Origin of the sequence: Chamaesiphon minutus PCC 6605 (genome assembly GCF_000317145.1) — a bacterium.
Lineage (GTDB): Bacteria > Cyanobacteriota > Cyanobacteriia > Cyanobacteriales > Chamaesiphonaceae > Chamaesiphon > Chamaesiphon minutus.
Genome location: NC_019697.1, coordinates 4,047,685 through 4,068,825, shown reverse-complemented (window position 1 = coordinate 4,068,825; position 21,141 = coordinate 4,047,685). Strand labels below are relative to the sequence as shown.

At 43.7% G+C, this 21,141-nt stretch carries 23 protein-coding genes and 1 pseudogene; 15 read left to right on the top strand and 9 right to left on the bottom strand.

Going from position 1 to position 21,141, the window contains the following annotated elements; genetic code table 11:
* Positions 1–150 precede the first annotated feature (150 nt).
* The 7 genes from CHA6605_RS18655 (at position 151) to CHA6605_RS33065 (ending at position 2,910) form a co-directional block, all read left to right on the top strand.
* Positions 151–348, top strand: a complete 198-nt coding sequence (locus tag CHA6605_RS18655) for a ribbon-helix-helix domain-containing protein (RefSeq protein ID WP_015160955.1) — start codon at positions 151–153, stop codon at positions 346–348.
* Between the two features lie 16 nt (positions 349–364).
* The gene (locus CHA6605_RS18650; RefSeq protein ID WP_015160954.1) at positions 365–637 is read left to right on the top strand and encodes a BrnT family toxin; all 273 of its coding nucleotides are present in this window, start codon (positions 365–367) and stop codon (positions 635–637) included.
* The gene (locus CHA6605_RS18645; protein WP_015160953.1) at positions 624–857 is read left to right on the top strand and encodes a hypothetical protein; all 234 of its coding nucleotides are present in this window, start codon (positions 624–626) and stop codon (positions 855–857) included. The genes CHA6605_RS18650 and CHA6605_RS18645 overlap by 14 nt, the downstream gene beginning before the upstream one ends.
* Positions 858–952: 95 nt before the next feature.
* The gene (locus CHA6605_RS18640; protein ID WP_015160952.1) at positions 953–1,228 is read left to right on the top strand and encodes a BrnT family toxin; all 276 of its coding nucleotides are present in this window, start codon (positions 953–955) and stop codon (positions 1,226–1,228) included.
* Positions 1,212–1,457, top strand: a complete 246-nt coding sequence (locus tag CHA6605_RS18635) for a hypothetical protein (protein ID WP_015160951.1) — start codon at positions 1,212–1,214, stop codon at positions 1,455–1,457. The genes CHA6605_RS18640 and CHA6605_RS18635 overlap by 17 nt, the downstream gene beginning before the upstream one ends.
* A gap of 124 nt (positions 1,458–1,581) precedes the next feature.
* A complete protein-coding gene (locus CHA6605_RS18630) occupies positions 1,582–1,797 on the top strand; it encodes a KTSC domain-containing protein (protein ID WP_041548267.1) in 216 nt (71 codons plus the stop codon).
* Positions 1,798–1,932: 135 nt separating this feature from the next.
* Positions 1,933–2,910 carry an AbiTii domain-containing protein gene (locus CHA6605_RS33065; RefSeq protein WP_015160949.1) on the top strand — a complete coding sequence of 326 codons (978 nt, stop codon included), beginning with the start codon at positions 1,933–1,935 and terminating at the stop codon, positions 2,908–2,910.
* 159 nt (positions 2,911–3,069) lie between these two features.
* Here the strand turns inward: CHA6605_RS33065 and CHA6605_RS18620 are convergent, their stop codons facing one another.
* Both CHA6605_RS18620 and CHA6605_RS18615 read right to left on the bottom strand, forming a co-directional pair.
* Positions 3,070–3,333, bottom strand: a complete 264-nt coding sequence (locus CHA6605_RS18620; protein WP_051038931.1) for a hypothetical protein — start codon at positions 3,331–3,333, stop codon at positions 3,070–3,072.
* 47 nt (positions 3,334–3,380) lie between these two features.
* Complete coding sequence (locus CHA6605_RS18615; protein ID WP_015160947.1) at positions 3,381–3,575, bottom strand: hypothetical protein; 195 nt, start codon at positions 3,573–3,575, stop codon at positions 3,381–3,383.
* A gap of 190 nt (positions 3,576–3,765) precedes the next feature.
* Here CHA6605_RS18615 and CHA6605_RS18610 point away from each other — a divergent pair, with 190 nt between their 5' ends.
* Both CHA6605_RS18610 and CHA6605_RS18605 read left to right on the top strand, forming a co-directional pair.
* On the top strand, positions 3,766–7,929 hold the full coding sequence (locus tag CHA6605_RS18610; protein ID WP_015160946.1) for a cobaltochelatase subunit CobN: 4,164 nt from the start codon (positions 3,766–3,768) through the stop codon (positions 7,927–7,929).
* 52 nt (positions 7,930–7,981) lie between these two features.
* Positions 7,982–8,482 (top strand): hypothetical protein, encoded by a 501-nt coding sequence (locus tag CHA6605_RS18605; RefSeq protein WP_015160945.1) that lies wholly within the window; start codon positions 7,982–7,984, stop codon positions 8,480–8,482.
* Here CHA6605_RS18605 and tnpC read toward each other — a convergent pair.
* The 3 genes from tnpC to CHA6605_RS18590 form a co-directional block, all read right to left on the bottom strand.
* Positions 8,438–9,931: an IS66 family transposase gene (gene tnpC, locus CHA6605_RS18600; RefSeq protein ID WP_015160944.1), complete on the bottom strand. Its 1,494-nt coding sequence runs from the start codon at positions 9,929–9,931 to the stop codon at positions 8,438–8,440. The genes CHA6605_RS18605 and tnpC overlap by 45 nt on opposite strands.
* Positions 9,932–10,080: 149 nt before the next feature.
* Positions 10,081–11,241, bottom strand: a complete 1,161-nt coding sequence (locus tag CHA6605_RS18595) for an RNA-guided endonuclease InsQ/TnpB family protein (RefSeq protein ID WP_015158569.1) — start codon at positions 11,239–11,241, stop codon at positions 10,081–10,083.
* Positions 11,238–11,840, bottom strand: coding sequence for an IS607 family transposase (locus CHA6605_RS18590; protein ID WP_015158570.1), 603 nt, complete (start codon positions 11,838–11,840; stop codon positions 11,238–11,240). The genes CHA6605_RS18595 and CHA6605_RS18590 overlap by 4 nt, the downstream gene beginning before the upstream one ends.
* A 113-nt stretch (positions 11,841–11,953) precedes the next feature.
* Here CHA6605_RS18590 and CHA6605_RS18585 point away from each other — a divergent pair, with 113 nt between their 5' ends.
* The 5 genes and pseudogenes from CHA6605_RS18585 to CHA6605_RS18565 all read left to right on the top strand — a co-directional run bounded on the left by CHA6605_RS18585 (position 11,954) and on the right by CHA6605_RS18565 (position 14,931).
* Complete coding sequence (locus CHA6605_RS18585) at positions 11,954–12,379, top strand: hypothetical protein (RefSeq protein ID WP_015160943.1); 426 nt, start codon at positions 11,954–11,956, stop codon at positions 12,377–12,379.
* Between the two features lie 323 nt (positions 12,380–12,702).
* Entirely contained in the window at positions 12,703–12,978 is a 276-nt protein-coding gene (locus tag CHA6605_RS18575; protein ID WP_015160942.1) for a hypothetical protein, read from the top strand.
* Positions 12,971–13,333, top strand: a complete 363-nt coding sequence (locus CHA6605_RS18570) for a type II toxin-antitoxin system PemK/MazF family toxin (protein WP_015160941.1) — start codon at positions 12,971–12,973, stop codon at positions 13,331–13,333. The genes CHA6605_RS18575 and CHA6605_RS18570 overlap by 8 nt, the downstream gene beginning before the upstream one ends.
* 40 nt (positions 13,334–13,373) lie before the next feature.
* Positions 13,374–13,496 (top strand): annotated as a pseudogene (locus tag CHA6605_RS31810) (helix-turn-helix domain-containing protein); the annotation flags it as partial.
* A 238-nt stretch (positions 13,497–13,734) separates the two neighbouring features.
* Positions 13,735–14,931 carry an ISL3 family transposase gene (locus CHA6605_RS18565; protein WP_015158531.1) on the top strand — a complete coding sequence of 399 codons (1,197 nt, stop codon included), beginning with the start codon at positions 13,735–13,737 and terminating at the stop codon, positions 14,929–14,931.
* Positions 14,932–15,474: 543 nt separating this feature from the next.
* Here CHA6605_RS18565 and CHA6605_RS18555 read toward each other — a convergent pair.
* The 3 genes from CHA6605_RS18555 to CHA6605_RS18545 all read right to left on the bottom strand — a co-directional run bounded on the left by CHA6605_RS18555 (position 15,475) and on the right by CHA6605_RS18545 (position 16,969).
* Positions 15,475–15,984, bottom strand: coding sequence for an FKBP-type peptidyl-prolyl cis-trans isomerase (locus tag CHA6605_RS18555; protein WP_015160939.1), 510 nt, complete (start codon positions 15,982–15,984; stop codon positions 15,475–15,477).
* 49 nt (positions 15,985–16,033) lie between these two features.
* Entirely contained in the window at positions 16,034–16,525 is a 492-nt protein-coding gene (locus CHA6605_RS18550) for a hypothetical protein (RefSeq protein WP_015160938.1), read from the bottom strand.
* Between the two features lie 285 nt (positions 16,526–16,810).
* Entirely contained in the window at positions 16,811–16,969 is a 159-nt protein-coding gene (locus CHA6605_RS18545; protein ID WP_015160937.1) for a chlorophyll a/b-binding protein, read from the bottom strand.
* 266 nt (positions 16,970–17,235) lie between these two features.
* Between CHA6605_RS18545 and CHA6605_RS18540 the strand changes: the two genes are divergently transcribed.
* Positions 17,236–20,517 (top strand): glycoside hydrolase family 15 protein, encoded by a 3,282-nt coding sequence (locus CHA6605_RS18540; RefSeq protein ID WP_015160936.1) that lies wholly within the window; start codon positions 17,236–17,238, stop codon positions 20,515–20,517.
* 159 nt (positions 20,518–20,676) lie between these two features.
* Here CHA6605_RS18540 and CHA6605_RS18535 read toward each other — a convergent pair whose 3' ends face one another.
* Positions 20,677–21,060, bottom strand: a complete 384-nt coding sequence (locus tag CHA6605_RS18535; RefSeq protein ID WP_015160935.1) for a hypothetical protein — start codon at positions 21,058–21,060, stop codon at positions 20,677–20,679.
* Positions 21,061–21,141 lie beyond the last annotated feature (81 nt).

The window sequence follows — 21,141 nt, the reverse complement described above, 5'->3', positions numbered from 1 at the left end:
TGCATAAGCTCTAACACCAAGCATTACAACATCCGAATCTACGATCGATTTGAGGTTGTTCCGCTGACAGAGGATCTCGATCGACTCATTACTTCATTTAGGTTTGGGAAAGTTATAATATTACATATTTAGAACATCAAGGAACTATCGATGGCTTCTATTACGATCGCTATTCCAGATGAGCAACTTGAAAAGTTGCAACAGTTAGCACGAGAAAGTAAAGTTTCTACTGAAGATTTAGTGCGTGCCAATCTAGAAGACTGGCTGGCTAATTCTAACGATGATTTTACTCAATCAGCAAGTTATGTACTCAAGAAAAATGCCGAACTCTATCGTCGTTTAGCATGATTCGTTGTCTAACCTTATGAAGTTTGATTGGGACGAAAATAAAGCAGCCAGTAATCTGTTCAAACATGGAGTATCATTCGATGAAGCAAAAACAGTTTTTGATGACCCACTCTATATTGACTTTTACGATCCAGCACATTCTGATGATGAGGATCGTTATCTAATCGTGGGAGAGTCTAATCAAAGACGGTTGTTAATTGTTTCTTATACGGAAAGGGGCAATTTAATTCGACTAATTAGTGCTAGAGAAGTAACACGTACTGAGAGGGAAGTTTATGAAGAAGGATAATTCAGAATTAGATGATGAGCTTTTACCAGAATACGATCTGAAGAGTTTGAGAGTCAGAAAACTAGGATCTGGACGAAAAAGCTTTGGTAGTGCAATAGTTCGGCTGGAACCAGATGTGGCGGAGATGTTTCCGAGTGCCGATGCTGTCAATGAGGCGTTACGATTATTAATTCAGATCGCCCAACGTCAACCAGGTAAGAATCCTGCAACTATCGAGTAAAACAATCGATTCCGCAAGGCGGAGGCTACGCCAACGAGTTTGAACGCTCTCGATCGAGATAACTGAGAAAAACTGGATAAATTTGAGAATTTGCAATGGAATTTGAGTGGAATCCAGACAAAGCAGAGTCAAACTATGAAAAACATGGTGTTTCTTTTGAGGAAGCTGCGACTGTATTCAATGACGCACTATCCGTCACTTTTCCAGATCCAGCGCATTCGATCGGAGAAAGCCGCTACGTTATAATTGGGATATCTAGGTTTGGAAAGCTTTTAATCATTGCACATACCGATCGAGAAGATAAAATCGGAATTATCAGTGCCAGAGCAGCCACTCGTCAGGAACGGAGATTCTATGAACAGTCAAATTGATAACGAGATGGAAGATGAATTGCAACCTGAGTATGATTTTACTCAGCTTGAGGGCGGTGTTAGAGGTAAGTATGTCGATCGATATCGGGCTGGTACTAATCTAGTTCGTTTAGATCCTGATGTCGCCAAATCTTTTCCAACTGAAAATGCTGTGAATGAGGCATTACGATTATTGATGCAGATTGCCCAACGTCAGCCAGCTAATAATCCTATTTCACAAAGCGATTAAAATAATCGATCGAGTTTGAATGCTCTCGATCGAGAATAATATCAGCACCTCTACCTGTGTTTGTGGAGGAAAATTTTTTTTGGATGGTGTTTAATGGTATAAAAATACCATTCAAGTAATGTACATGAACAGAATCCCAGTATCATCATCCAATCTCGCATCAGTTGGATACGATCCAGGCACTCAATCACTAGAAGTTGAATTTCTGCATGGCGGTATATATCGATATTCAGGTGTTCCGTCATCAATTTATGATGGATTAATGGCAGCCGACTCTCATGGTACTTATTTCGATCGATACGTTAAGAAAGCTGGCTATAGTTATCAAAAAATTCGCTAAGTAATATACTCTAGCTTTCACACAATACTTGAATTGAAATATCGTAAATGACATACTTAAAGACTGAATAAAACAATCGAGCAAGTTTAAATACACTCGATCGAGATAAATGAGAGAAATTAGTGACATCCAACAATGGGCGATACCGTCAAAATTATTAGGCAAATTCAGGATGATATACTTGCACCGCAGACTAGATTGGAAAGTATTCTTTTAAAAGCAAAAGTATTAGCATATTATCTGGGAAACGATGATTTCAAGAAATGGGTTAAAAATGAATTAGATGGTTACGAACGTAATGAACTACCGGATTATAGGGTTAAAAATGCAATTGTAATAGGCACATTTTCAAATGGAACATACATACATGAAGGTAGAACGATAGCTATGGCTAATGTCGAGCCAGATTTACGACAGAGTACTAGTAAGCTATACATATTTAATGGTGCCACTAGCTTAGAAGAAATGTCAAAGCAAAAGCAACTTTGTATGCCACTAGAAGGTGAATGGATTCATTTGTACAATATATTTAATGCCGAATCTCTTCGCAAAGGGAATTACCAACTAATTGATGCACATAGACCTATTACAGGTGCTGCCATATCTCAAATTATTGGTACTATAAGGAGTAGATTACAAGATTTTATTCTCGAAATTAGCAGTAACTGGGATATAGATCGAGATCCCATTCCAGTCGATCGAGTAGATCGAATTTTTCAGATTACAATCAATAACCACGTAGGAGCAGTAAGTATGTCAACATTAGATCGGAAAGACGGAGATACATACAATGTTCAGCAAGCTGGAGCTGTCGGAAAGTATGCTAGATCGGATAACAATATATTTATCCAATCTGAGCAGAAGCAAACTCTTAGTGACGCCGCGTTAGAAATTCAAAAGTTGTTAGGATATTTTGAGCAAATAAATCCTTCGGCAACTCAATCAGAAATGATTTCATATGTAAATGATGAGACAACACCAAGTTTAAAACGTCGAGCTTCTGCTGCATTGAAAGCCTGTGGTGAATCTATCATTGATGAGTTTGTGCTGGAAAATAAATATCTTAAGGTTATCAAAACTACGCTTAGAGGATGGTTGAAGCCAGAGGGTTAAACCATCGTCAAGTTCAAGATCGTTACAACAAGATGCTGTCTGTTAGGGTGAAATTCGACGATATATCGTCTCGCTACAATACCGGGTGGTTGGAATCCTGCGGCTGAAGGAGTCATCTTTGTAGAACAACAGCCAGCACCGCTCCTAAAAGTCACTGTTCTATTGTGATGCTTTAACTTTCTCAATATCTGCAACCACTGCATTTAGAGGTCGATCTTCAATATCTGCGATCGTTTGTACCGCCTGATAAATTCGCAGAGGCGTGTCTTTTAGATCGTTGCTTAGAGGTAAAGCCAATCGAATTTCTCGACCATCATTATCTACCAATCCAGCAAAAACTTGGAGCTTTTTGTTGGGATGCGCTACTTGTTTCCAGCCATGCTGGAGGATGTAACTCTCGACATCTTGTTTAGATAGATTCAAATCTATAGTTGGATTGTGTTCTATCATGGTCATATTCGAGCAGGGTGCTAAACTTTAGCATCATTTAACACAATCTGTTTGACACTACTTTCATCACCATTAATTACATCAGTGGTTGCGATCGAATCTTCGTTAAATAAGTAGGGGCAAGCTGCTTTTAAATTATCCAAAAACTGTTCGGGTTCGATCGTTTTAAAGTGATTGGCAAATACCTTTTCAAATTCTTTAGGATCTAATGGCATAGCTAAATATCATCCATATTACTAGAGTTGAAGCCAGTTTTGACAATTGCTGAAGCTCGATCCATACTGGTGCCATGATAACCATACACCCAAATAGTTTCACTCATTCCCCGACTGTTTAAATATCTCTGACTCCAAGCATCATACCAAGTTCGTTAGAATAAGGTGCTGTCTGTCAGGGTGAAAATCGATGCATCGTCTCGCTACAATACCAGGTGGTTGGAATCCTGCTGCTGAAGGTGTCATCTTTGTCGAACAACAGCCAGCACCGATCGCATTTATCACCGCCGCTGATACCGATATACAGACATTAGCAGTTGCTACAACGCAGCTATCAGAAGAGTTCCCCCAGGTGCGGGTGGTGAATTTGTTGCAGTTGCAGCAGCAATTGACGATCGATACTTATGCCGAGGATGTATTGACAGCGGCGAAGGTGATAATCGTCCGCTTAATTGGGGGTCAATCCTATTGGAGTTATGGGCTAGAAGTCGTCCAGGAGACTGCTAGACAGACGGGAGCGGTGTTAATCGTTTTGCCAGGTGACGAGCGTCCCGATCCGACGTTGATGAGCCATTCTACAGCGAGTTTGGCGGATGTCGATCGAGTGTGGCAATACCTGATTGAAGGTGGGGTGGATAATTACCGTCAGTTATTGAATTTTATCGCCAGTCGATGGTTAGATTTTGACTGTGCATATCGTGTTGCGGAAGTTGTGCCGCGTGTGGGGATTTATGATGAAACGCGGTGGTTGCCAGAGGGAATGCCGTTACAGGGTGGGGCGGCGATCATTTTCTATCGGGCGCATTATCTATCGGGAAATCTAGCGGCGATCGAGGCATTGTGTCAAGCTTTAGTCGATCGTAACCTCACGCCCGTACCGATTTACGTGTCTTCGCTCAAAGATCCGGTGGTGCAGCGGGTGTTGACTAGTTATTGTCAGCAGGGGGTGGATGTTTTACTCAATACCACCAGTTTTTCCCTGGCGAGTTTGGATACCGATACGCCGCAAGTAGGTTTCTGGGCGACGCTGAATTTACCTGTTTTTCAAGTGATTTTGAGTGGTGCGGGGAAGGAATTTTGGGAATCTGGTTGGCAGGGGTTGACACCCCGCGATATGGCGATGAATGTGGCTCTACCAGAGGTGGATGGGCGGATTATTACGCGGGCGATTTCGTTTAAGGCGGTGCAAACTCAGAACTCGGCACTTCAGACGGATGTATTGGTGTATGAACCTGTACCCGATCGAGTGGAATTTGTGGCAGAATTGGCTTTGAATTGGAGCAAGCTACGGCGGAAATCGGTAAAAGAGCGCAAGGTAGCTCTGATTTTGGCTAATTACCCAACTCGCGATGGGCGGTTGGCGAATGGGGTGGGTTTAGATACGCCCCAAAGTTGTGTGGAAATTTTGCACGCGCTGAAGGCTGCGGGTTATCAGGTTGGGGATATTCCCGCTGATAGCGGGGAGTTGATTAAGTTATTGACGGCAGGAGTAACTAACGATCCTGAAGGGGATGGATGGCGGAAGGCGCATCAGTCTTTGGATAGTGAAGAGTATTGGGCGCATTTTCAGACTTTACCAATTGCGGTGCAACAGGGGATTGTTGAGCGATGGGGCGGAGATGGTGTAAATCCCCCTGTCTTGTCGCGCTTTTTAGCGGAGGAAACCTCCTCCGCGCGCGCCGCTAAATCCTCCTTGGAAAGGGGGACTAAGAACGATCGATCGTTATTGGAGAAGGCGGAGATGGCGAATCCCCCTAAATCCCCCTTGGAAAGGGGGACTTTGAACATAGATCTAGATCCGATCCCCCCCTTCTTAAGGGGGGCTAGGGGGGATTCACCATCTACATCACCCACCACCTACCCCATCCCCGGCATCCAATTCGGCAACGTCTTCGTCGGCATCCAACCCGCGCGCGGCTACGATAAAGATCCCAACCTCAACTACCACGCCCCCGATTTAGTGCCACCCCATCAATACGTCGCCTTCTATCACTGGGTAAAAGCTAACTTCGGTGCAGATGCGATCGTCCATGTCGGCAAACACGGTAACTTAGAATGGCTCCCAGGCAAAAGCGTCGCCCTCTCGGAAAATTGCTACCCCGAAGCCGTATTCGGCGCAATGCCCCACTTATACCCCTTCATTGTCAACGATCCTGGCGAAGGTTCCCAAGCCAAACGTCGCACCCAAGCCGTAATCCTCGATCATCTCACGCCACCGATGACACGAGCGGAACTCTACGGGAGTTTAAATCAATTAGAAGGTTTAATCGACGAGTATTACGAAGCCCAAACCCTAGATCCATTAAGACTAGCACCGATTCGCGATCGACTAATTACCCTCATCCAACAAGAACACCTCCACGAAACCCTCGGCATCCCCGACTTAATCCCCTCCCAGGAGGGGTACCCGCAGGGGGGGGTGGGTAAAGGACTAGATGTGAATTCCAGTGATGACACAATATCGAGGTTTTTAAATACCGCCGACGGCTATCTCTGCGAACTAAAAGAAGCCCAAATCCGCGACGGTTTGCATATATTTGGACAATGCCCCCAGGATACACAATTACGAGATTTAATTGTCGCGATCGCGCGTAATCCTAATGCAAATAGAATGGGTTTAACACGGGCAATTGCATTAGATTGGGAATGGGATTTCGATCCGTTAACGGCAGATCTGGGTGAAGAGTTTGTAGGATTCGTAGCTCCTAGAAATCCCCCTAAATCCCCCTTTCCAAGGGGGACTAAGAACATAGATTCCCGCACAAATCTAGGTCCAATCCCCCCCTTTTTAAGGGGGGCTAGGGGGGATTCAGATGCCGAAACGAAACTAGCAACCAAGCCAATCCGCATCATCGGTGACGCAGTAGAAATCCTCGAAGAATACGCCGCCGAATTAGTCCAGAGGTTGATAGAAACCAGCGTGGTTGGTGAAGGGTACCCACAAGGGGAACCCCTACAGGTTAATGGCGAGATCGGCACCCACACCCAAGCCGAACTAGACTGGATCTCCACCCGCCTCCTCCCCGCTCTCCAGCAAACCCCCCAGGAAATGACTAACCTCCTGCGCGGCTTAAACGGTGAATACATCCCCAGCAGCGCATCCGGCGCACCCACACGCGGTAAACCCGAAGTCCTCCCCACCGGACGAAATTTCTACTCCGTCGATATCCGCGCCGTACCCACCGAAACCGCCTGGTGCCTGGGACGCAAAGCCGCAGAAGTGCTGATCGATCGCTATACTCAAGAACATGGTGAATATCCCCAAACCCTCGGCTTATCCATCTGGGGCACATCCACCATGCGTACAGGCGGCGACGATATCGCCCAAGCTTTAGCATTAATCGGTGTTCAACCAGTTTGGGATGGAGTATCCCGCCGCGTTGTAGATTTTGAGATATTACCTATCTCAATTTTAGGTCGTCCCCGCGTCGATGTCACCTTGCGAATTTCCGGTTTCTTCCGCGATGCTTTTCCCAATTTAATCGATTTATTTGACAATGCTGTTAAAGCCGTCGCCGCATTAGAAGAAACCCCAGAGCAAAATCCATTAGCCGATCGAGTTCAACAAGAACAAATCAAATGGTTAGAGCAGGGATTAACATTAGATGAAGCTCAGACTCGATCGCAATATCGGATTTTCGGCTCTAAACCAGGTGCATATGGTGCCGGATTGCAAGGATTAATCGAATCCCAAAATTGGGAAACTGAAGCAGATTTAGCCCAAGCTTATATCAATTGGAGTGCCTACGCTTATACCAACAAAGCCGAAGGCATCGCCGCACCCGAAGCATTTAACCAACGCTTGAGTAATATGCAAATCGTTCTCCAAAATCAAGACAATCGCGAACACGACTTACTCGATTCCGATGATTATTATCAGTTTCAAGGTGGCTTAACCGCTGCAATTAAACAAGTATCCGGCAAAGCACCCGAAGCCTATTTCGGCGATAATTCTCGCACTGAAAATCCCAAAGTTCGCAAACTGACAGAAGAGATCGATCGGGTATATCGATCGCGTGTCGTCAACCCCAAATGGATCGCCGGAGCCATGCGTCACGGCTACAAGGGAGCCTCGGAAATGGCAGCGACGCTAGATTTCTTATTTGCCTATGATGCCACAGCTAATTGCGTGCAGGACTTCATGTATCAAGGTGTGGCGGATGCTTATTTATTCGATGAATCAGTCCGAGAATTTATCGAGCAAAATAATCCGTGGGTACAGCGAGATATGGCAGAAAGGTTACTCGAAGCTAATCAGCGGGGTTTGTGGGAAGATGTGGAATTGGGGACGTTGGAGCGGTTGAGGTTGATGGTAAATGAATCTGAAGGCGTAATTGAATCTCAGGGAAATTAATGATAAATGAGGGGAATAATAAAATAGTAACCATATTTGCGAGGCTATAGTAATGTCCTTCGATCTTGAATTTATCTCGCGCAATGGCAAACCAGCACCCACAATGAATGCCATAACTGTATGGGCAAAGACACAGCCGAATATTAGTATCGAGAACGAAGGTGAGGATGGTAAACTTTCCTACGAGAACGATGATACTGGTGTCCACTTTACGATTTATCGATCGAATGAATTACTCCATCTAAATATTAATTATTTCAGACCCACCTTTTTTGTCCTCGAAACTGCTGCGGTGATGGGTATGCTTGTCTCGGAGTTCTCTCTCTTAGTAAACGATCCAGACAAGGAGGAGGCAAAAACTATTGAGTACGACGCAGATGCTCTAATTAAATGGTGGAAGGAAGGGAACCACTATGCGTGTAAAGTTTTGAAGTCACTAGGACAAAATGTTCATTGGATGGAAGGTAAAGCTTCAAAGGGGAACCAGAGAATGGGAGTTGTAGAGGTTTTAAGGAAGGGGACAATCCAGAGGGATGAGAGAAGGCATCGGTAAATCAAATCGAGCAGCTTGACACACCAAGGTCAGAAAATCCCAAACATCACGCTGTTGAGCCTTAAGCGAAGTCACCACTGAAAGTAATCGCGCCACAAATTGACTCCCAGCCAGGGATTGAGAACCAAAGCTAGTCCGCCGCCAGATGACCGCTTGACGTAAAGCTTGTTCGGCAGCATTATTAGTCGGTTCGATACCAGGCACCGTTACAAACGTCCAAAGTGCTGGTTCGATTTTAAGTAACTGCTCGCAAGTCCGTACTGTTTTCGCTAGCGGTGTATTCTCATTCTTGCCAATGGGCAATTCAACTGCCGATTCTAATTCGGCTTTAAACCCTTGGCGCAAAGCAACTACTGCCAGCTCAAAATCAGCACGAGTCATCGTGCCATCACGGACTCGATGCCACCACCGGAACAATCGTTGCTGACGCTTGAGTAAAGCTTGACCAATAGTTTGAGATACGCCACTACGCTCGGACATGGCGGTTAAATCTCGCTTCAGGTGTGCCCAACAGACTTGACGTTGTTCGACGGATAACCAGTTATAACTGCTGTAACGGTCGGAAATCACAATTCCTGTATATCGCTCGCCAATCATTTGCTTGGCAGTGACTTGTCCCCGATTTAAGCTCACCTCAAAGATGCTCATCAACTTTGTCACCACGACCCATAACCATCCTTGCCGCTGCTTGGGGTTGTGACCGTCACAATTCCCTTGGCTAAAGCTGGTTTCATCGCTGTGGATTTGTGGTTGTGATTGGACGTATTCATGGGCTTGCGTCACCACTGATTCGAGTGCGAGACTCATTTCTTGCCGCAGCCGATTGATACTGGCTATTGATATCTCAATCCCTAATAACTGTTTTAATAGTTGCTGTAGTTGTCCGTGACTTTGGCGATAATCGCTACTCAACCAGGCGACTAATGCCGATAATCTTGCTCCATATCCTACTGCTGATATTCCTGCTGGCAATTTGGCTCTGGTCTTTTCGCCACAATGTTGACAAGCCAATTGATGCAGTCGATGTTCGGTAATTTTGGCGGTGATGGGTGGTACTTCTATTACCTGATGACGATAGGGCTGAGGATCTGCTCCTTCTAACTCTACTCCGCACACTCTACAACTACTGGGAATATGTTCGTGAATTTCACTCTCTGCTGTTAATTCGTGAAAATTGCGCTCGTGCCCTGGATGCCCAAGTTGTCCGCCTCTATTTCTTTGCCCTTTGGCTTTTTTTACCTTGGGCTTTGTCCCAAATCCATCTTTTGATGGCGGTTTTGATGAGTTTTGGCTATTTTGCTTGATTTGCTCTTCGATGACACTCAACCGCGCTTTTAATTCTTGATTCTCCGCCAACAATGCCAGCACTAGCTGCTGTACTGCGATTGGGGTTCCTTCCCAATCCGCTGTACTTAACTCGATTTGATCTAGCTGCGGCATTTGTTCCATTTCTTCAATTTACACTAACTTTAGCCGCTTGATAGAACCTATACAAATCTAGACAAGCTAGATTGATGTCTACTTCCTACTTCAACGGGGGCATCGGAGCGGCTATCCCTCTGTAGGCTTCCAGGCGCAAGCTGCACCCAGTATAGTGTTTAGGCTACTATAAGCGGCGCATCGAACGGGAGGTTCCCTCCCGTTTGTGTGCGACAAGACAGAGCTTGATGTTCTAGATTGCGTGCAGCATTCAGATCGCGGTCGATAGTGATATTGCATTGCTGACAGTTAAAAACACGTTCTTTGAGCAGCATGTCTTGGATATGCCCACAACAAGAACAAGTTTTAGAACTTGGAAAAAAGCGACCTACAGTAATCAATTCACTACCATATAGCTCACATTTATAAGTTAATTGGCGACGAAATTCATACATACCTAAATCTGCAATTGACTTAGCCAAACAATGATTGGATAACATTCCCGATACATTCAAATCTTCAATTACTACTTGGCTGTGGTTCTTAGCCAAGTGAGTAGTTAATTTGTTAAGTGTATCTTTACGAATGTTGGCAGTTTTTGCATGTTGTTTGGCTACTTTTAAATTCGCCTTTTGTCGATTGTTTGAGCCTTTAACCTTGCGGCTAGCTGCTTTTTGAAGCCTAGCTAATCTGGATTGAGATTGACGGTAAGGTTGAGGGTTGGGGAACGTTGCACCTGTGCTTAAAGTAGCTAGTGTTTTAATCCCTAAGTCTACACCACAAACACCAACTAGTTTAGCTGTAGTGTTTGGTTCGACTTCATAGCTAAAAGAGACAAACCAACGGTCAGCGGTTCGACTAATTATTGCTGTTTTAGGCGTCAATCCTTGCGGCAATCGTTCGTAAGTCTTTACTACTCCTATTTTTGGTAATTGAAGCCAACGATGTTCAACTTTAATAGTCCCTTCCAAGGTAAAGCTATCATGCTGACCTTTGCGCTTGAATCTGGGAAAGCCCACCCGCCGACCATTCGCAGTTTTCTTTCTAAAGAAATCAGAAAATGCACTCGCTAAGTATCTCAGCGCATATTGAGGGCTAGTTTTGGATACTTCGTAATACCAAGGGTTTTCAACCTTCACCCACTTGACTAGGAATTTATGCAGATCGATCGCTGATGGAAATCTTAGTTTCTCTGTTGGATTTTCTCGATTGTAGTCGAGAATTTTTTTACACAGATCTAAGCCCCAGTTCCAAGCATGACGAGCTACACCCGCATGTCTAGCCAGTTGAGTTCTTTGATAGTTATTCAGTTTTAGTTCGGTTTTAAAACTGATTCTCATAACTGTTTTGCTACCTCCTTTAACTCTTCTACTATTTTCTTATTCTTATGAGAACGACTACCGTATAAACGAGCAGAAAATACAGTGATGATTTCGAGTACGTCTGATGCTAAATCTTCCTCAAATGTACTATCATCAGAGCGATTGATAATTATCACCTCTGTTCCAAATTGTTCGCATAATGTGAAAATTAGATCTGACCCAAATCTAAGTAATCTATCTTTATGAGTTAGAACTAGTCGTTCAACTTGATAAGATGTAATTAACTTGATTAGCCTAATTAGTCCTTTCTTTTTATAGTTCATTCCACTGCCAAGATCTTGAATTACTTCAAACCCCCAGCCATGTTTAGCACAATAACTTTCTAAAACTATAACTTGCCTAGTTAGATCTTCTTTCTGGTCGTGACTAGAAACTCTGGCATAGCCTACTGTTAATTGAGTATCCGATTTATTGCTAATTAAATCTGCTATGTCATACCGACGATGACCGCCAGCAGTGCGAGTGGACTTGATTTTTCCATCAAGTTCCCATCTGTGTAGGGTTCTAACCGTTACACCGAGTAAGGTGGCTGCTTCCTGTGGCGTTAAACTAGACATAAAATCATTATAACAGATAATTTGTCTAGTTATGTATAGTTTGATCTAGGTATTTAGGTGCAGTTCAAAAACCCTCAAACTCCTATTTCTTCGTTGATGCTGGAAAGAGTACGATGGAAGAATCGAAAACCACAGAACTTTGGCACTATCTCAGAGACAGATCGCAGATTGTAGAGGAATATGATGAGTATTTCGTACCCAAAGTGTCTGTCGTTCTACTTGATAATCAGGTCTTGCGCGGAGCGCATTTGACAAGACCTACTTATTACGTGATGCCTCCTGTCGATATTTTCTGGCTCCAAAATGATAATATCGTCTTTGCAGAGCGCGTACTTAGTGTTTTGAAACCGTATTTAACGAAGCTTGAAGGATTTGAAGGATTTGATGAGTTGAATGCTATCAGCGAATATACTTGCTTCGATACGGATGTTATGGATATCTGGGAGTCTATGTATGATTCTCTAACGCCTGACTTTAAAATGAGCCAGATTGAGGGTCAAGGATTAGGACTCGATGGGTTCGTAGATGTAACCCTGTGAGTATTTATAACGATTCGATCAACAATTATCTCTAATCTATAAATGGCAAGATATTTGCTTGATTTGGGATAGCGATCGATCCTCATCTTACCCATCTATACCACTCACCTCAGCAACATCTAACTCTCTAATTTGGTGTCGATTACCTACTGGCTCGACACGCTTAAAATTGTGGGCATTCAGAACCGTAAAAAATACAACCAGTAATACTTTAAGCGATCGCTTTACCCACATTTTTAAGCTTGTCGTCCCACTACGGTAGGCTACGCCAACGATCGCGGCTCTAGATATAATAGTAGCTAGATTCCTGAGCTTACCTATCAATGAATACTCAGCTAGTAGATTCGATCGTGCAAATGGTTGAAACCCTTCCCCCAGCCGAACGGGAATTAGTCAAACAGAGACTATCTATATTACCCGATTTCGAGTGGTCTAACAGCAAGACCGAGTTAACATTAGAAGATCGGCGGGCTTTTCTGCGTAAACCATTAGCCCAAAGACAACTGATTCTAGCCCAACAAGCCCAACAGATGGTCGAACACTATCAGACATCAACCGAATGGCGAGAATTGATGGCTGGAGACATTATCGATGACTAGCTCGAATCCGCCACAACGCGGCGAGGTGTGGATGGTCAATTTTGACCCGACTCTCGGTACAGAAATCAGGAAAATTAGACCAGCAGTAATCATCAGCTCGAATAATATTGGCGTATTACCTATTAAGCTAGTTGCTCCGATTACCGACTGGAAAGATTGGTATGTGGGAAATTTATGGCATGTTAAATTGAATCCTAATTCCGACAATGGTTTGAGCAAAGATTCTAGTGTCGATACTCTCCAGCTTCGCGGTGTCGATCTCCAGCGATTTATCCGCAAACTAGGATCTCTTACCCCAGAAGAAATAAACTCGATCGTCATTGCGATCGTAACTGTCATTGAAGCAGATATTTAAGTTACAAAATTAGAAGATGAATTAATAGAGATAAATTGCAATGCGGAAGAAAAAATCGCTGATTCTTGAAGCAGTCCACGAGACAGCAAAGGATTTATATGAAACGGGTCTAATGGATCGGGTGACAATGCGTGAATTTGACAGATTGTGTTTACCTGCGATTCTCTTTCAGAGCATCTGAGCTGACGTAAACGGGTTCTCCAGTACCTAATGTGCTAATTAAATGAGAATCGAGGCAGTACAAGAGAAAGAAAATAAAATAAATATGTCAAAACTGCTGACGAGGAGAGGAAAAGCAAGATAATGAAGAGAGGAAGAAATAGTAAGAAGAGCGGCGGGCAGGGCAAGTGGCAACAAAAAAGGAACTCAAGCTACTAACGGAGCTATTAGGAATAGAAGGAATGCGAGTAGAGTCGCAGCGACAATATGAAGGAATAGGCATCATCTTACAGGTAGAAGCAATAAAGAAAGAAAGCAAATGCCATAGATGCGGAACGAAGAGTAGTAGCTTACATCAGAATAATAGATACATAGTAAAAGATTTGCCGTGGGGAGAGCAGCAAGTTCACCTAGAAATAAACAGAAGACAATTTAAATGTAAAAAATGTCAAAAACCATTTAGCGAACAACTAGAATTTGTTAAAGGCAGAAGAACATATACTTCAAGACTAGCTAAAAAAATCCTAGCAGAAGCACTAGAAGGAGATATTCAGAGCGTAGCTAGAACAGGAGTAATGACGACAGCAGAAATAGAGAGAATAATTGAAGACGCAGCAGCAGAGCTAAACGGAGAAAAGCCAACGGATTTAAGAAAACTGGGAATAGATGAAATAGCAATGGTAAAAGGACAAGGAAAATATTGTGCAGTATTAGTAGATATAGAGCGAGGAAAATTATTAGCAATAATCGAAAGCAGAAAGAGTGAAGAAATAGAGAAAATCCTGAAAGGATGGGGGACAGAGGTACTGGAAAGGATCGAAGAAGTCAGCATAGACTTATGGAAAGGGTATAAAAGCTTAGCGATAGAAGTGATGCCTAATGCTCAAGTAGTAGCAGACAGATTTCATGTAACAGCGCAAATAAATAGTGAGTTAGATAAGCTGAGAAAACAAGAAAAAAGAGCGATAGAGGCTAAACTTAAATCCGCAAAGACATTAGAGCAAAAGAATGAATACACTCGGCAATTGGCAGTAATAAAATCGAGTAAATATGCGCTGCTAAAAAATGAAAAAGAGTTAAGAGAGGAGAAAGAACAAGAGAAGCTCAAGCAGGTTAGAGAAGAATTTGCCAACATTAGGGCAGCACATCTACTCAAAGAAAAATGGAGAGAGATAATGGAAAAAACAACATCGTGGATGAGAGGACTATTGAAAATTAGACATTGGCTGGTAAGAGCCAAGCAGCATTTGCCAAATAGTTGTGGCACAATCTCGCGATGGTTAACAGAGATAGTTGCTTACTTTGATGAGCGAACTACTAGTGGTGTAGTTGAGGGAATTAATAATAAGATTAAGCTCATCAAGCGTACTGCTTATGGCTTCACTAATTTCAACAACTTCCGAAACAGATGCTTGCTAACTTGGAGATTCAATTATTGATTTAGCACATTAGGTACTGGAGAACCCGTAAACGTCGTCTAATAGGTGAAAGAAACTTTGGTTGGGCGGGTTGGGTTTCATTCTTCAACCCAACTTACAGATCCTTGCTGTGAGCTGATTCCAGATTAAGTTCCTTAGAAGCAGGCGCACTGGCGGCGCACCGCCCGCTACAAATGAAAGAAACACTCAAGAGGCGACTTATCGGTTAACGTCGTAGGTGTCTAGACAGTTAAAACCGAGAGTTCAATAGTGCAGATGCCTGATTAGAAGCATGGTTCTGGGGCTGGATGGCTACGACATTGGTGAAGGTGTTTCATCTCCTATCCCGTTTGAAAGATTATTTGAATATTGCATCCCCAGGTCTAGACACCTTTGTTTATATCATGAGAGTGAGAATACCAATCATGAAATCACCATCAGATCGCCCAAATCATCCGCCCATTATCAAGGAAAAAATCTCATCACATCTAGCTGGATTTTAGATATTAAAAATACCGACTCGGATAGATTTAGACAGAGTAAAGAACTAAAGCAAGCTTACAGTTAATTACCAATCTTGAGTAATTCGACATCAAAAATTAGCGTCGCGTTGGGTGGAATTACGCCACCAGCACCCGCCGCACCATAAGCCAAATTGGGCGGAATAGTTAACTTCCGACGTTCGCCGACTTTCATCGTGCCCAAAGCTTCGTCCCAACCAGGAATTACTCTGCCTTCACCTACTGGAAAACTAAAAGGTTGACCGCGATCGCGAGAACTATCAAACTTGGTACCATTGGTGAGCGTACCAGTATAGTGAACGAAAACTGTTTGTCCTTTTTTAGGTTTAGCTCCTTTACCTGCTTTGAGTACGGTGTATTTTAAGCCAGAAGGAGTTGTAATTGTTTTGGCACTTTTACTGACAGTTAACGCAATTGTATTTAGATCGGGCTGCTGATGTGCAGAATTACTAACGGCGATCGCACTGGTATTACTCAATATCGCAAATTGCAAAAATGCACCTAAAGTACTACAGCCAAGTAGCCAAATAGAACCCACTAAAATTTTTCTCATCAATGCACCTCAATTTCTAGTTACCCACCATATCATATTTACCGAATTGCTAATTGAGATCGAGCTGGCGTTCGACGAAAGCGAATTTAACGCCACGATGTTCGAGATCCGTAAGAATTCGATCGTATGCTTCTAAATCCCAGAGCGTCCATTCAGTAGTCGTTTGCGGATTTTTGTCTGCTAAAATATGTGGATTGGTAGCTAAAAACTCTTTTAAACTCTGAATAGTTTGCCGCGCGCTATTTGGTTCGTGCCAGCGAGGTTGTTCGGCGAGAATGGCGATTTCTGCGCGCATGGCGGAGGCGAGAACGGCATTGCCTTCGGCTTCGGCTTCTGCCAACAGTTTTGTGTAGCCTTTAGGATTTTTGTAGATAAATTGCTCAATTCTGGCTACTCCCAGTTTTTGGGCAATGCGATCTAGTTGATGCAATAGTTGGGGTACAGTGGTGCCGTAAACCAGTCCCTGCGCTTGTGCGTCCATGGCGCGGGGAAGTGGGGCAATTTTGCCATGTTGGAGTTCGATTGTCAGCCAGTATGCCATGAAAGTGTCGATCTAGATGCTGTACGATTTAGAGTACCCAGCTATCTCGGCATCGATCGCACTATGTCACCACTAAATTCGCTTTATACTCCCATCTCGAACCCAATTTACGACCTACCCCAGCGGGTAGAACCCTTCGGGAAGGCAACGCGAACAGTCGCAGGTAAAAATTAGGTAGCAGTTTCGATTCTTTATCTTCCTCTCGGCGATTGCTTGGCAAAAATACGCACAAAAAAAGCTGGGTTGTTATCCCAGCTTTGATGAAATCGGGCGAAGCGATAGCGATTACATCAATCCAAGGAAGTGTAAGGTTCCTTGTCCGGTGACTAATTCAGTGATGAGGGCTGCAACGAAGCCGATCATCGCCAGACGTCCGTTTAAGAGTTCTGCTGAAGGAGTAAAACCGAATTGAATTTCGTCTTTTTTGGGTGTAGAAGTCTGCATAGTCTTAACTCCAGGATGTGTAAAGATTTATAACTGCTGATGTGTACTAATGTAACGGATAAACAGCAAAATGGCAAGGATTTTAAAATATTTGTAAATTTTTTCGAGATCGGGTGTATGAATGAGCAATGTTGACTTTGCTAGCTTTCAGATTTAAGCGCAACTCGCCATCTACAATAAACCTATCCTCCGTCGAGCTTCGGCCTCTACCATCTCCTCTACCCTCTACCCTCTGCCTTCCTCACCGCTTGCTTACAACTCACACTATGAATCGTTCTCAGCAACTCGATCGATACTACCAGCAGATTGAATCGATTATCCTCAACCGCCAAAATCCGATTACCGGATTATTTCCAGCCAGTACGGCCATTACCGCCCATGGTGATTATACCGATGCTTGGGTGCGAGATAACGTCTACACCATCCTTGCCGTGTGGGGATTGGCGTTGGCATATCGCAAAGTAGATGCACCGCCAGGGCGGTTGTATGAGTTGGAGCAGAGCGTTGTCAAATTGATGCGGGGCTTGCTGTTTTGTATGTTGCGCCAAGCTGATAAGGTGGAGCAGTTCAAACAGACACAATCGCCTTTAGATGCGCTCCATGCTAAGTATAGTACTCACACTGGCGATATCGTCGTCGGCGATGATGAGTGGGGACATCTCCAATTAGATGCGACATCCTTATATATTCTGATCTTGGCGCAGATGACCGCATCGGGGTTACCTGTAATTTACACTCTCGATGAGGTCAATTTTGTCCAAAACTTGGTTTACTATATCGGGCGCACCTATCGGACTCCCGACTTCGGACTGTGGGAGCGCGGCGATAAGATCAATCACGGCAGTGTAGAATTAAATGCCAGTTCGATCGGGATGGCCAAAGCCGCACTCGAAGCGATTAATGGGTTAGATTTATTTGGAGCCAGAGGTTCGCAGGCATCGGTAATTCATGTTTTACCCGATGAGATTGCCAGAGCGAGATTGACGTTGGCTTCGCTGTTACCACGGGAGTCGAGTTCTAAAGAGACAGACGCGGCGTTATTGAGTATTATTGGGTTTCCTGCCTTTGCCGTGGTAGATCCGCAGTTAGTCAATCGCACGCGGACGAAGATTGTCGAGAAGTTGGAAGGTAAATATGGCTGTAAGCGATTTTTGCGCGACGGACATCAGACGGTGCTAGAAGATACCACCCGCCTTCATTACGAGCCAGAGGAACTGCTCAAATTTGAAGGAATTGAGTGTGAATGGCCGTTATTTTTTACTTATTTATATTTAGACGCGCTGTTTAGTGGCGATGCTGGAGCGATCGAGAAATATCGGACCTTGCTTGCAGGTATCGCGGTAGAGGTGAACGACACGCCGTTATTACCAGAACTATATTATGTGCCCAAACAGCTAATCGCCGCCGAACGATCGCAACCGCACTCGCAAGCGAGATTGCCGAATGAAAATCTCCCTTTAGTCTGGGCGCAGAGCCTCTACTTCCTAGGCGAATTGTTATTCGATCGATTTCTGGCACCTGGCGATCTAGACCCGCTCGGACGCCATTTACGCATCGGCAACAAACGCCGCCGGACGGTTCAAATCGCGCTGATTGCTGAGGATGAGGATCTACAATCACAACTTGCGGAGTATGGGATTGCCACCCAGGTACCCTCGCAAATCGCCCCAATTCAAGTCCGCCAATCCACCGAATTAGCCGCCGCCTATGCCCAAATCGGTCGGAATGATAAACTGGGTTTGACTGGTCGTCCGGTGCGACGGTTGCGGAGTCTGACTACTTCCCGAATCTTTAATATTTGCAGCGATACGATCGTCTTTCTCCCAGCATTTTTAGATTCACAGCAGTTTTATCTGACTTTTGATTATCACTTCCTAATTTCACAAATTAAGGCAGAGATTGCTTATATTAGCGAACAGTGGACGCAATTAGGTCGTCCGACAATTACATTATTATTGACTAAATCATTATTGCAGGAAGGACAAGATGAATTTAAAGGTCAACAATATTCTTCGCCGTTGCTAGAATTAATTACTGAATTCCAGCAGGGTAAATGCAATGGCGTACCGATCCGGTTGGGAAATCTCAATCAGTTAAAACTGACAGCAGGAGTCGAACGGATCGATAATGTCCACGATTTTAAATTCGATCTGACTACTGCCAATCCCGTCGCACCGCAACGCTATTATTTAGCTTATACTCCCGATCGCAATCAACCCTTAACTAGTAATCAAGAATTTTTATTAGAAGCCGAAACTAATATCACGTCATTGCTCAAACAACTCAGAGGCTCGGAGAATATCTATCAGCAAATCGAATTATTACACACTTTAACTAAATTAAAAGGTTTAAGTTTTAATACAGGGTTTGGTGGCACAGATGTCAAAGTAACTGTTTCTGACTTACTCGATGAAGTTTATTTTAAAGCAGGTAATTTTAGCAATCGTCCACATTGGGCGATCGTGCGGTATGCTGCGGGATTGTTAGATAAAGTTGAGATTAGTTTATCCGATGCGGTGACAGATATTTCGATCTCGGGCAAACAACTCACCGTGGGAATGGCTTATAGCGAAGCCGCGCTGATCGATCGACCGATGTCCCATACCGAAATTATCGAAAAAATCGATAAGTTTTGCCGTGAAGATATTCGCGATCGAGTATTGACTCAAGAAATAATTATCTATCTAGGTTTGTTAATTAAATCGCAGCCAACTTTAGTTAAAGGGTTGCTGACACTCCGAGTCGGATATTTAATTATTTTATTAACTAGCGAACTAGCGATCGAGTTACGCATCGCTCAAGATGAAGCTTATGAGAAATTAATGGATCTGAGTCCGTTTGAAATTCAAACCAGACTTCATCAAGTATTGACTGATTATCAAGGTGTCGGCCAGACGGTGTTTCAGCAAGAATCATTGCACCTCAACCAGTCTCAGCAACAAATTAAATGGACGACCGATCTGATAGTTACTAACGATATCGCCACGCTCGAACATCAACCCGATACGCCAACGATCGATTGGCGATATCAACGCCGTAAAGATGGCACGATCGATCGAGTCGATCGAGATTTTTATCCCAGTGTCTGGCGATTGCTAGAACATTGTAAAGGCATCGCGATCGGCGATAAACTTGAAAAGAGAAATCGCCTCGATAGTGCAATTATCTTATCAGAAATGACACCAGGTGAGAAAAATTTTGCGCTCAGAATCGAGCATTTGCTCAACAAGATCGTCGCTCCAGAATATCGACAATTAAATATTGAAGCTTTAATGGCTTTGGCGGCTTTGTCCGAGCGCAATCCAGCATTAAAGATCGAAGAGTATATAGTGCTAGATGTTCTAATCGGTCACGCCGTCCGCTTGGCTTGGCTGGATGCAGATTTAACCAAGGTAACATCGACACCGCTGGATTCATCAGCTTTTAACCCGGCTAACTACGATTTGTATAAGTCGTTTGCTTGGAGTGCTTTCTATCAAACTTCACCACCTATCTGTGCGAGTTATATAGTTAAATCGCTACAATTCTTGAGTCAATTGGCGGTGTAAAATCTACTAAATCTGGTTCCAATAATCTGTAAAGTTACCCCATCTTGACATGTTCATGCGGGGTTCCCCCGCATAAAAACATCGCTTGTGGACACCCCAGTTTAACAACCCAATTATCAATCATCAATTAGTTTAACTGACTAAACCTAGCAAGTTTAATTATTTATGAAGCTTATCTGCGGCATTGTAGACATCGATCTGCACGTTTTGACGGAATTTAACAGTCGGCACATTTACACCACTGGGATTGCCACCACCACCATTAATTTGTTGATTGCTGCGACGATTTTGAGTAGCGCGCTCGGTACCGCCGATATTAGTTTGGACGTTGGTAGAATTAACAGAATTACCGACACAATTGCCAGTCGAACGTTGAGTCACATCATTAGTACGCTCGGTCGGTTTGCGCGAACCGCTAATTGTCATTTGAATATTGGTATCGTTCATCATACATTGAGCATGAGCACGAGAAATTGGTAACGAAACGAGCGTAGATAGAGTTGCCAAAGAGCACAATCCGAGCGATACAGCAGAGAGTTTCATAGTCTTTTGCCATTAAGTAATCTTAGAGACTACTACATCCTCTTTAGCAATTGTTCCGGAAATCTTTACGCCAGCACCGAT

Excerpts from the sequence above, each read along its gene's own strand:
- CHA6605_RS18655 (WP_015160955.1), top strand. The coding sequence starts at position 151 with ATGGCTTCTATTACGATCGCTATTCCAGATGAGCAACTTGAAAAGTTG.
- CHA6605_RS18650 (WP_015160954.1), top strand. The coding sequence starts at position 365 with ATGAAGTTTGATTGGGACGAAAATAAAGCAGCCAGTAATCTGTTCAAA.
- CHA6605_RS18645 (WP_015160953.1), top strand. The coding sequence starts at position 624 with ATGAAGAAGGATAATTCAGAATTAGATGATGAGCTTTTACCAGAATAC.
- CHA6605_RS18640 (WP_015160952.1), top strand. The coding sequence starts at position 953 with ATGGAATTTGAGTGGAATCCAGACAAAGCAGAGTCAAACTATGAAAAA.
- CHA6605_RS18635 (WP_015160951.1), top strand. The coding sequence starts at position 1,212 with ATGAACAGTCAAATTGATAACGAGATGGAAGATGAATTGCAACCTGAG.
- CHA6605_RS18630 (WP_041548267.1), top strand. The coding sequence starts at position 1,582 with ATGAACAGAATCCCAGTATCATCATCCAATCTCGCATCAGTTGGATAC.
- CHA6605_RS33065 (WP_015160949.1), top strand. The coding sequence starts at position 1,933 with ATGGGCGATACCGTCAAAATTATTAGGCAAATTCAGGATGATATACTT.
- CHA6605_RS18615 (WP_015160947.1), bottom strand. The coding sequence starts at position 3,575 with ATGCCATTAGATCCTAAAGAATTTGAAAAGGTATTTGCCAATCACTTT.
- CHA6605_RS18610 (WP_015160946.1), top strand. The coding sequence starts at position 3,766 with ATGCATCGTCTCGCTACAATACCAGGTGGTTGGAATCCTGCTGCTGAA.
- CHA6605_RS18605 (WP_015160945.1), top strand. The coding sequence starts at position 7,982 with ATGTCCTTCGATCTTGAATTTATCTCGCGCAATGGCAAACCAGCACCC.
- tnpC (WP_015160944.1), bottom strand. The coding sequence starts at position 9,931 with ATGGAACAAATGCCGCAGCTAGATCAAATCGAGTTAAGTACAGCGGAT.
- CHA6605_RS18595 (WP_015158569.1), bottom strand. The coding sequence starts at position 11,241 with ATGAGAATCAGTTTTAAAACCGAACTAAAACTGAATAACTATCAAAGA.
- CHA6605_RS18590 (WP_015158570.1), bottom strand. The coding sequence starts at position 11,840 with ATGTCTAGTTTAACGCCACAGGAAGCAGCCACCTTACTCGGTGTAACG.
- CHA6605_RS18585 (WP_015160943.1), top strand. The coding sequence starts at position 11,954 with ATGGAAGAATCGAAAACCACAGAACTTTGGCACTATCTCAGAGACAGA.
- CHA6605_RS18575 (WP_015160942.1), top strand. The coding sequence starts at position 12,703 with ATGAATACTCAGCTAGTAGATTCGATCGTGCAAATGGTTGAAACCCTT.
- CHA6605_RS18570 (WP_015160941.1), top strand. The coding sequence starts at position 12,971 with ATGACTAGCTCGAATCCGCCACAACGCGGCGAGGTGTGGATGGTCAAT.
- CHA6605_RS18565 (WP_015158531.1), top strand. The coding sequence starts at position 13,735 with ATGCGAGTAGAGTCGCAGCGACAATATGAAGGAATAGGCATCATCTTA.
- CHA6605_RS18555 (WP_015160939.1), bottom strand. The coding sequence starts at position 15,984 with ATGAGAAAAATTTTAGTGGGTTCTATTTGGCTACTTGGCTGTAGTACT.
- CHA6605_RS18550 (WP_015160938.1), bottom strand. The coding sequence starts at position 16,525 with ATGGCATACTGGCTGACAATCGAACTCCAACATGGCAAAATTGCCCCA.
- CHA6605_RS18545 (WP_015160937.1), bottom strand. The coding sequence starts at position 16,969 with ATGCAGACTTCTACACCCAAAAAAGACGAAATTCAATTCGGTTTTACT.
- CHA6605_RS18540 (WP_015160936.1), top strand. The coding sequence starts at position 17,236 with ATGAATCGTTCTCAGCAACTCGATCGATACTACCAGCAGATTGAATCG.
- CHA6605_RS18535 (WP_015160935.1), bottom strand. The coding sequence starts at position 21,060 with ATGAAACTCTCTGCTGTATCGCTCGGATTGTGCTCTTTGGCAACTCTA.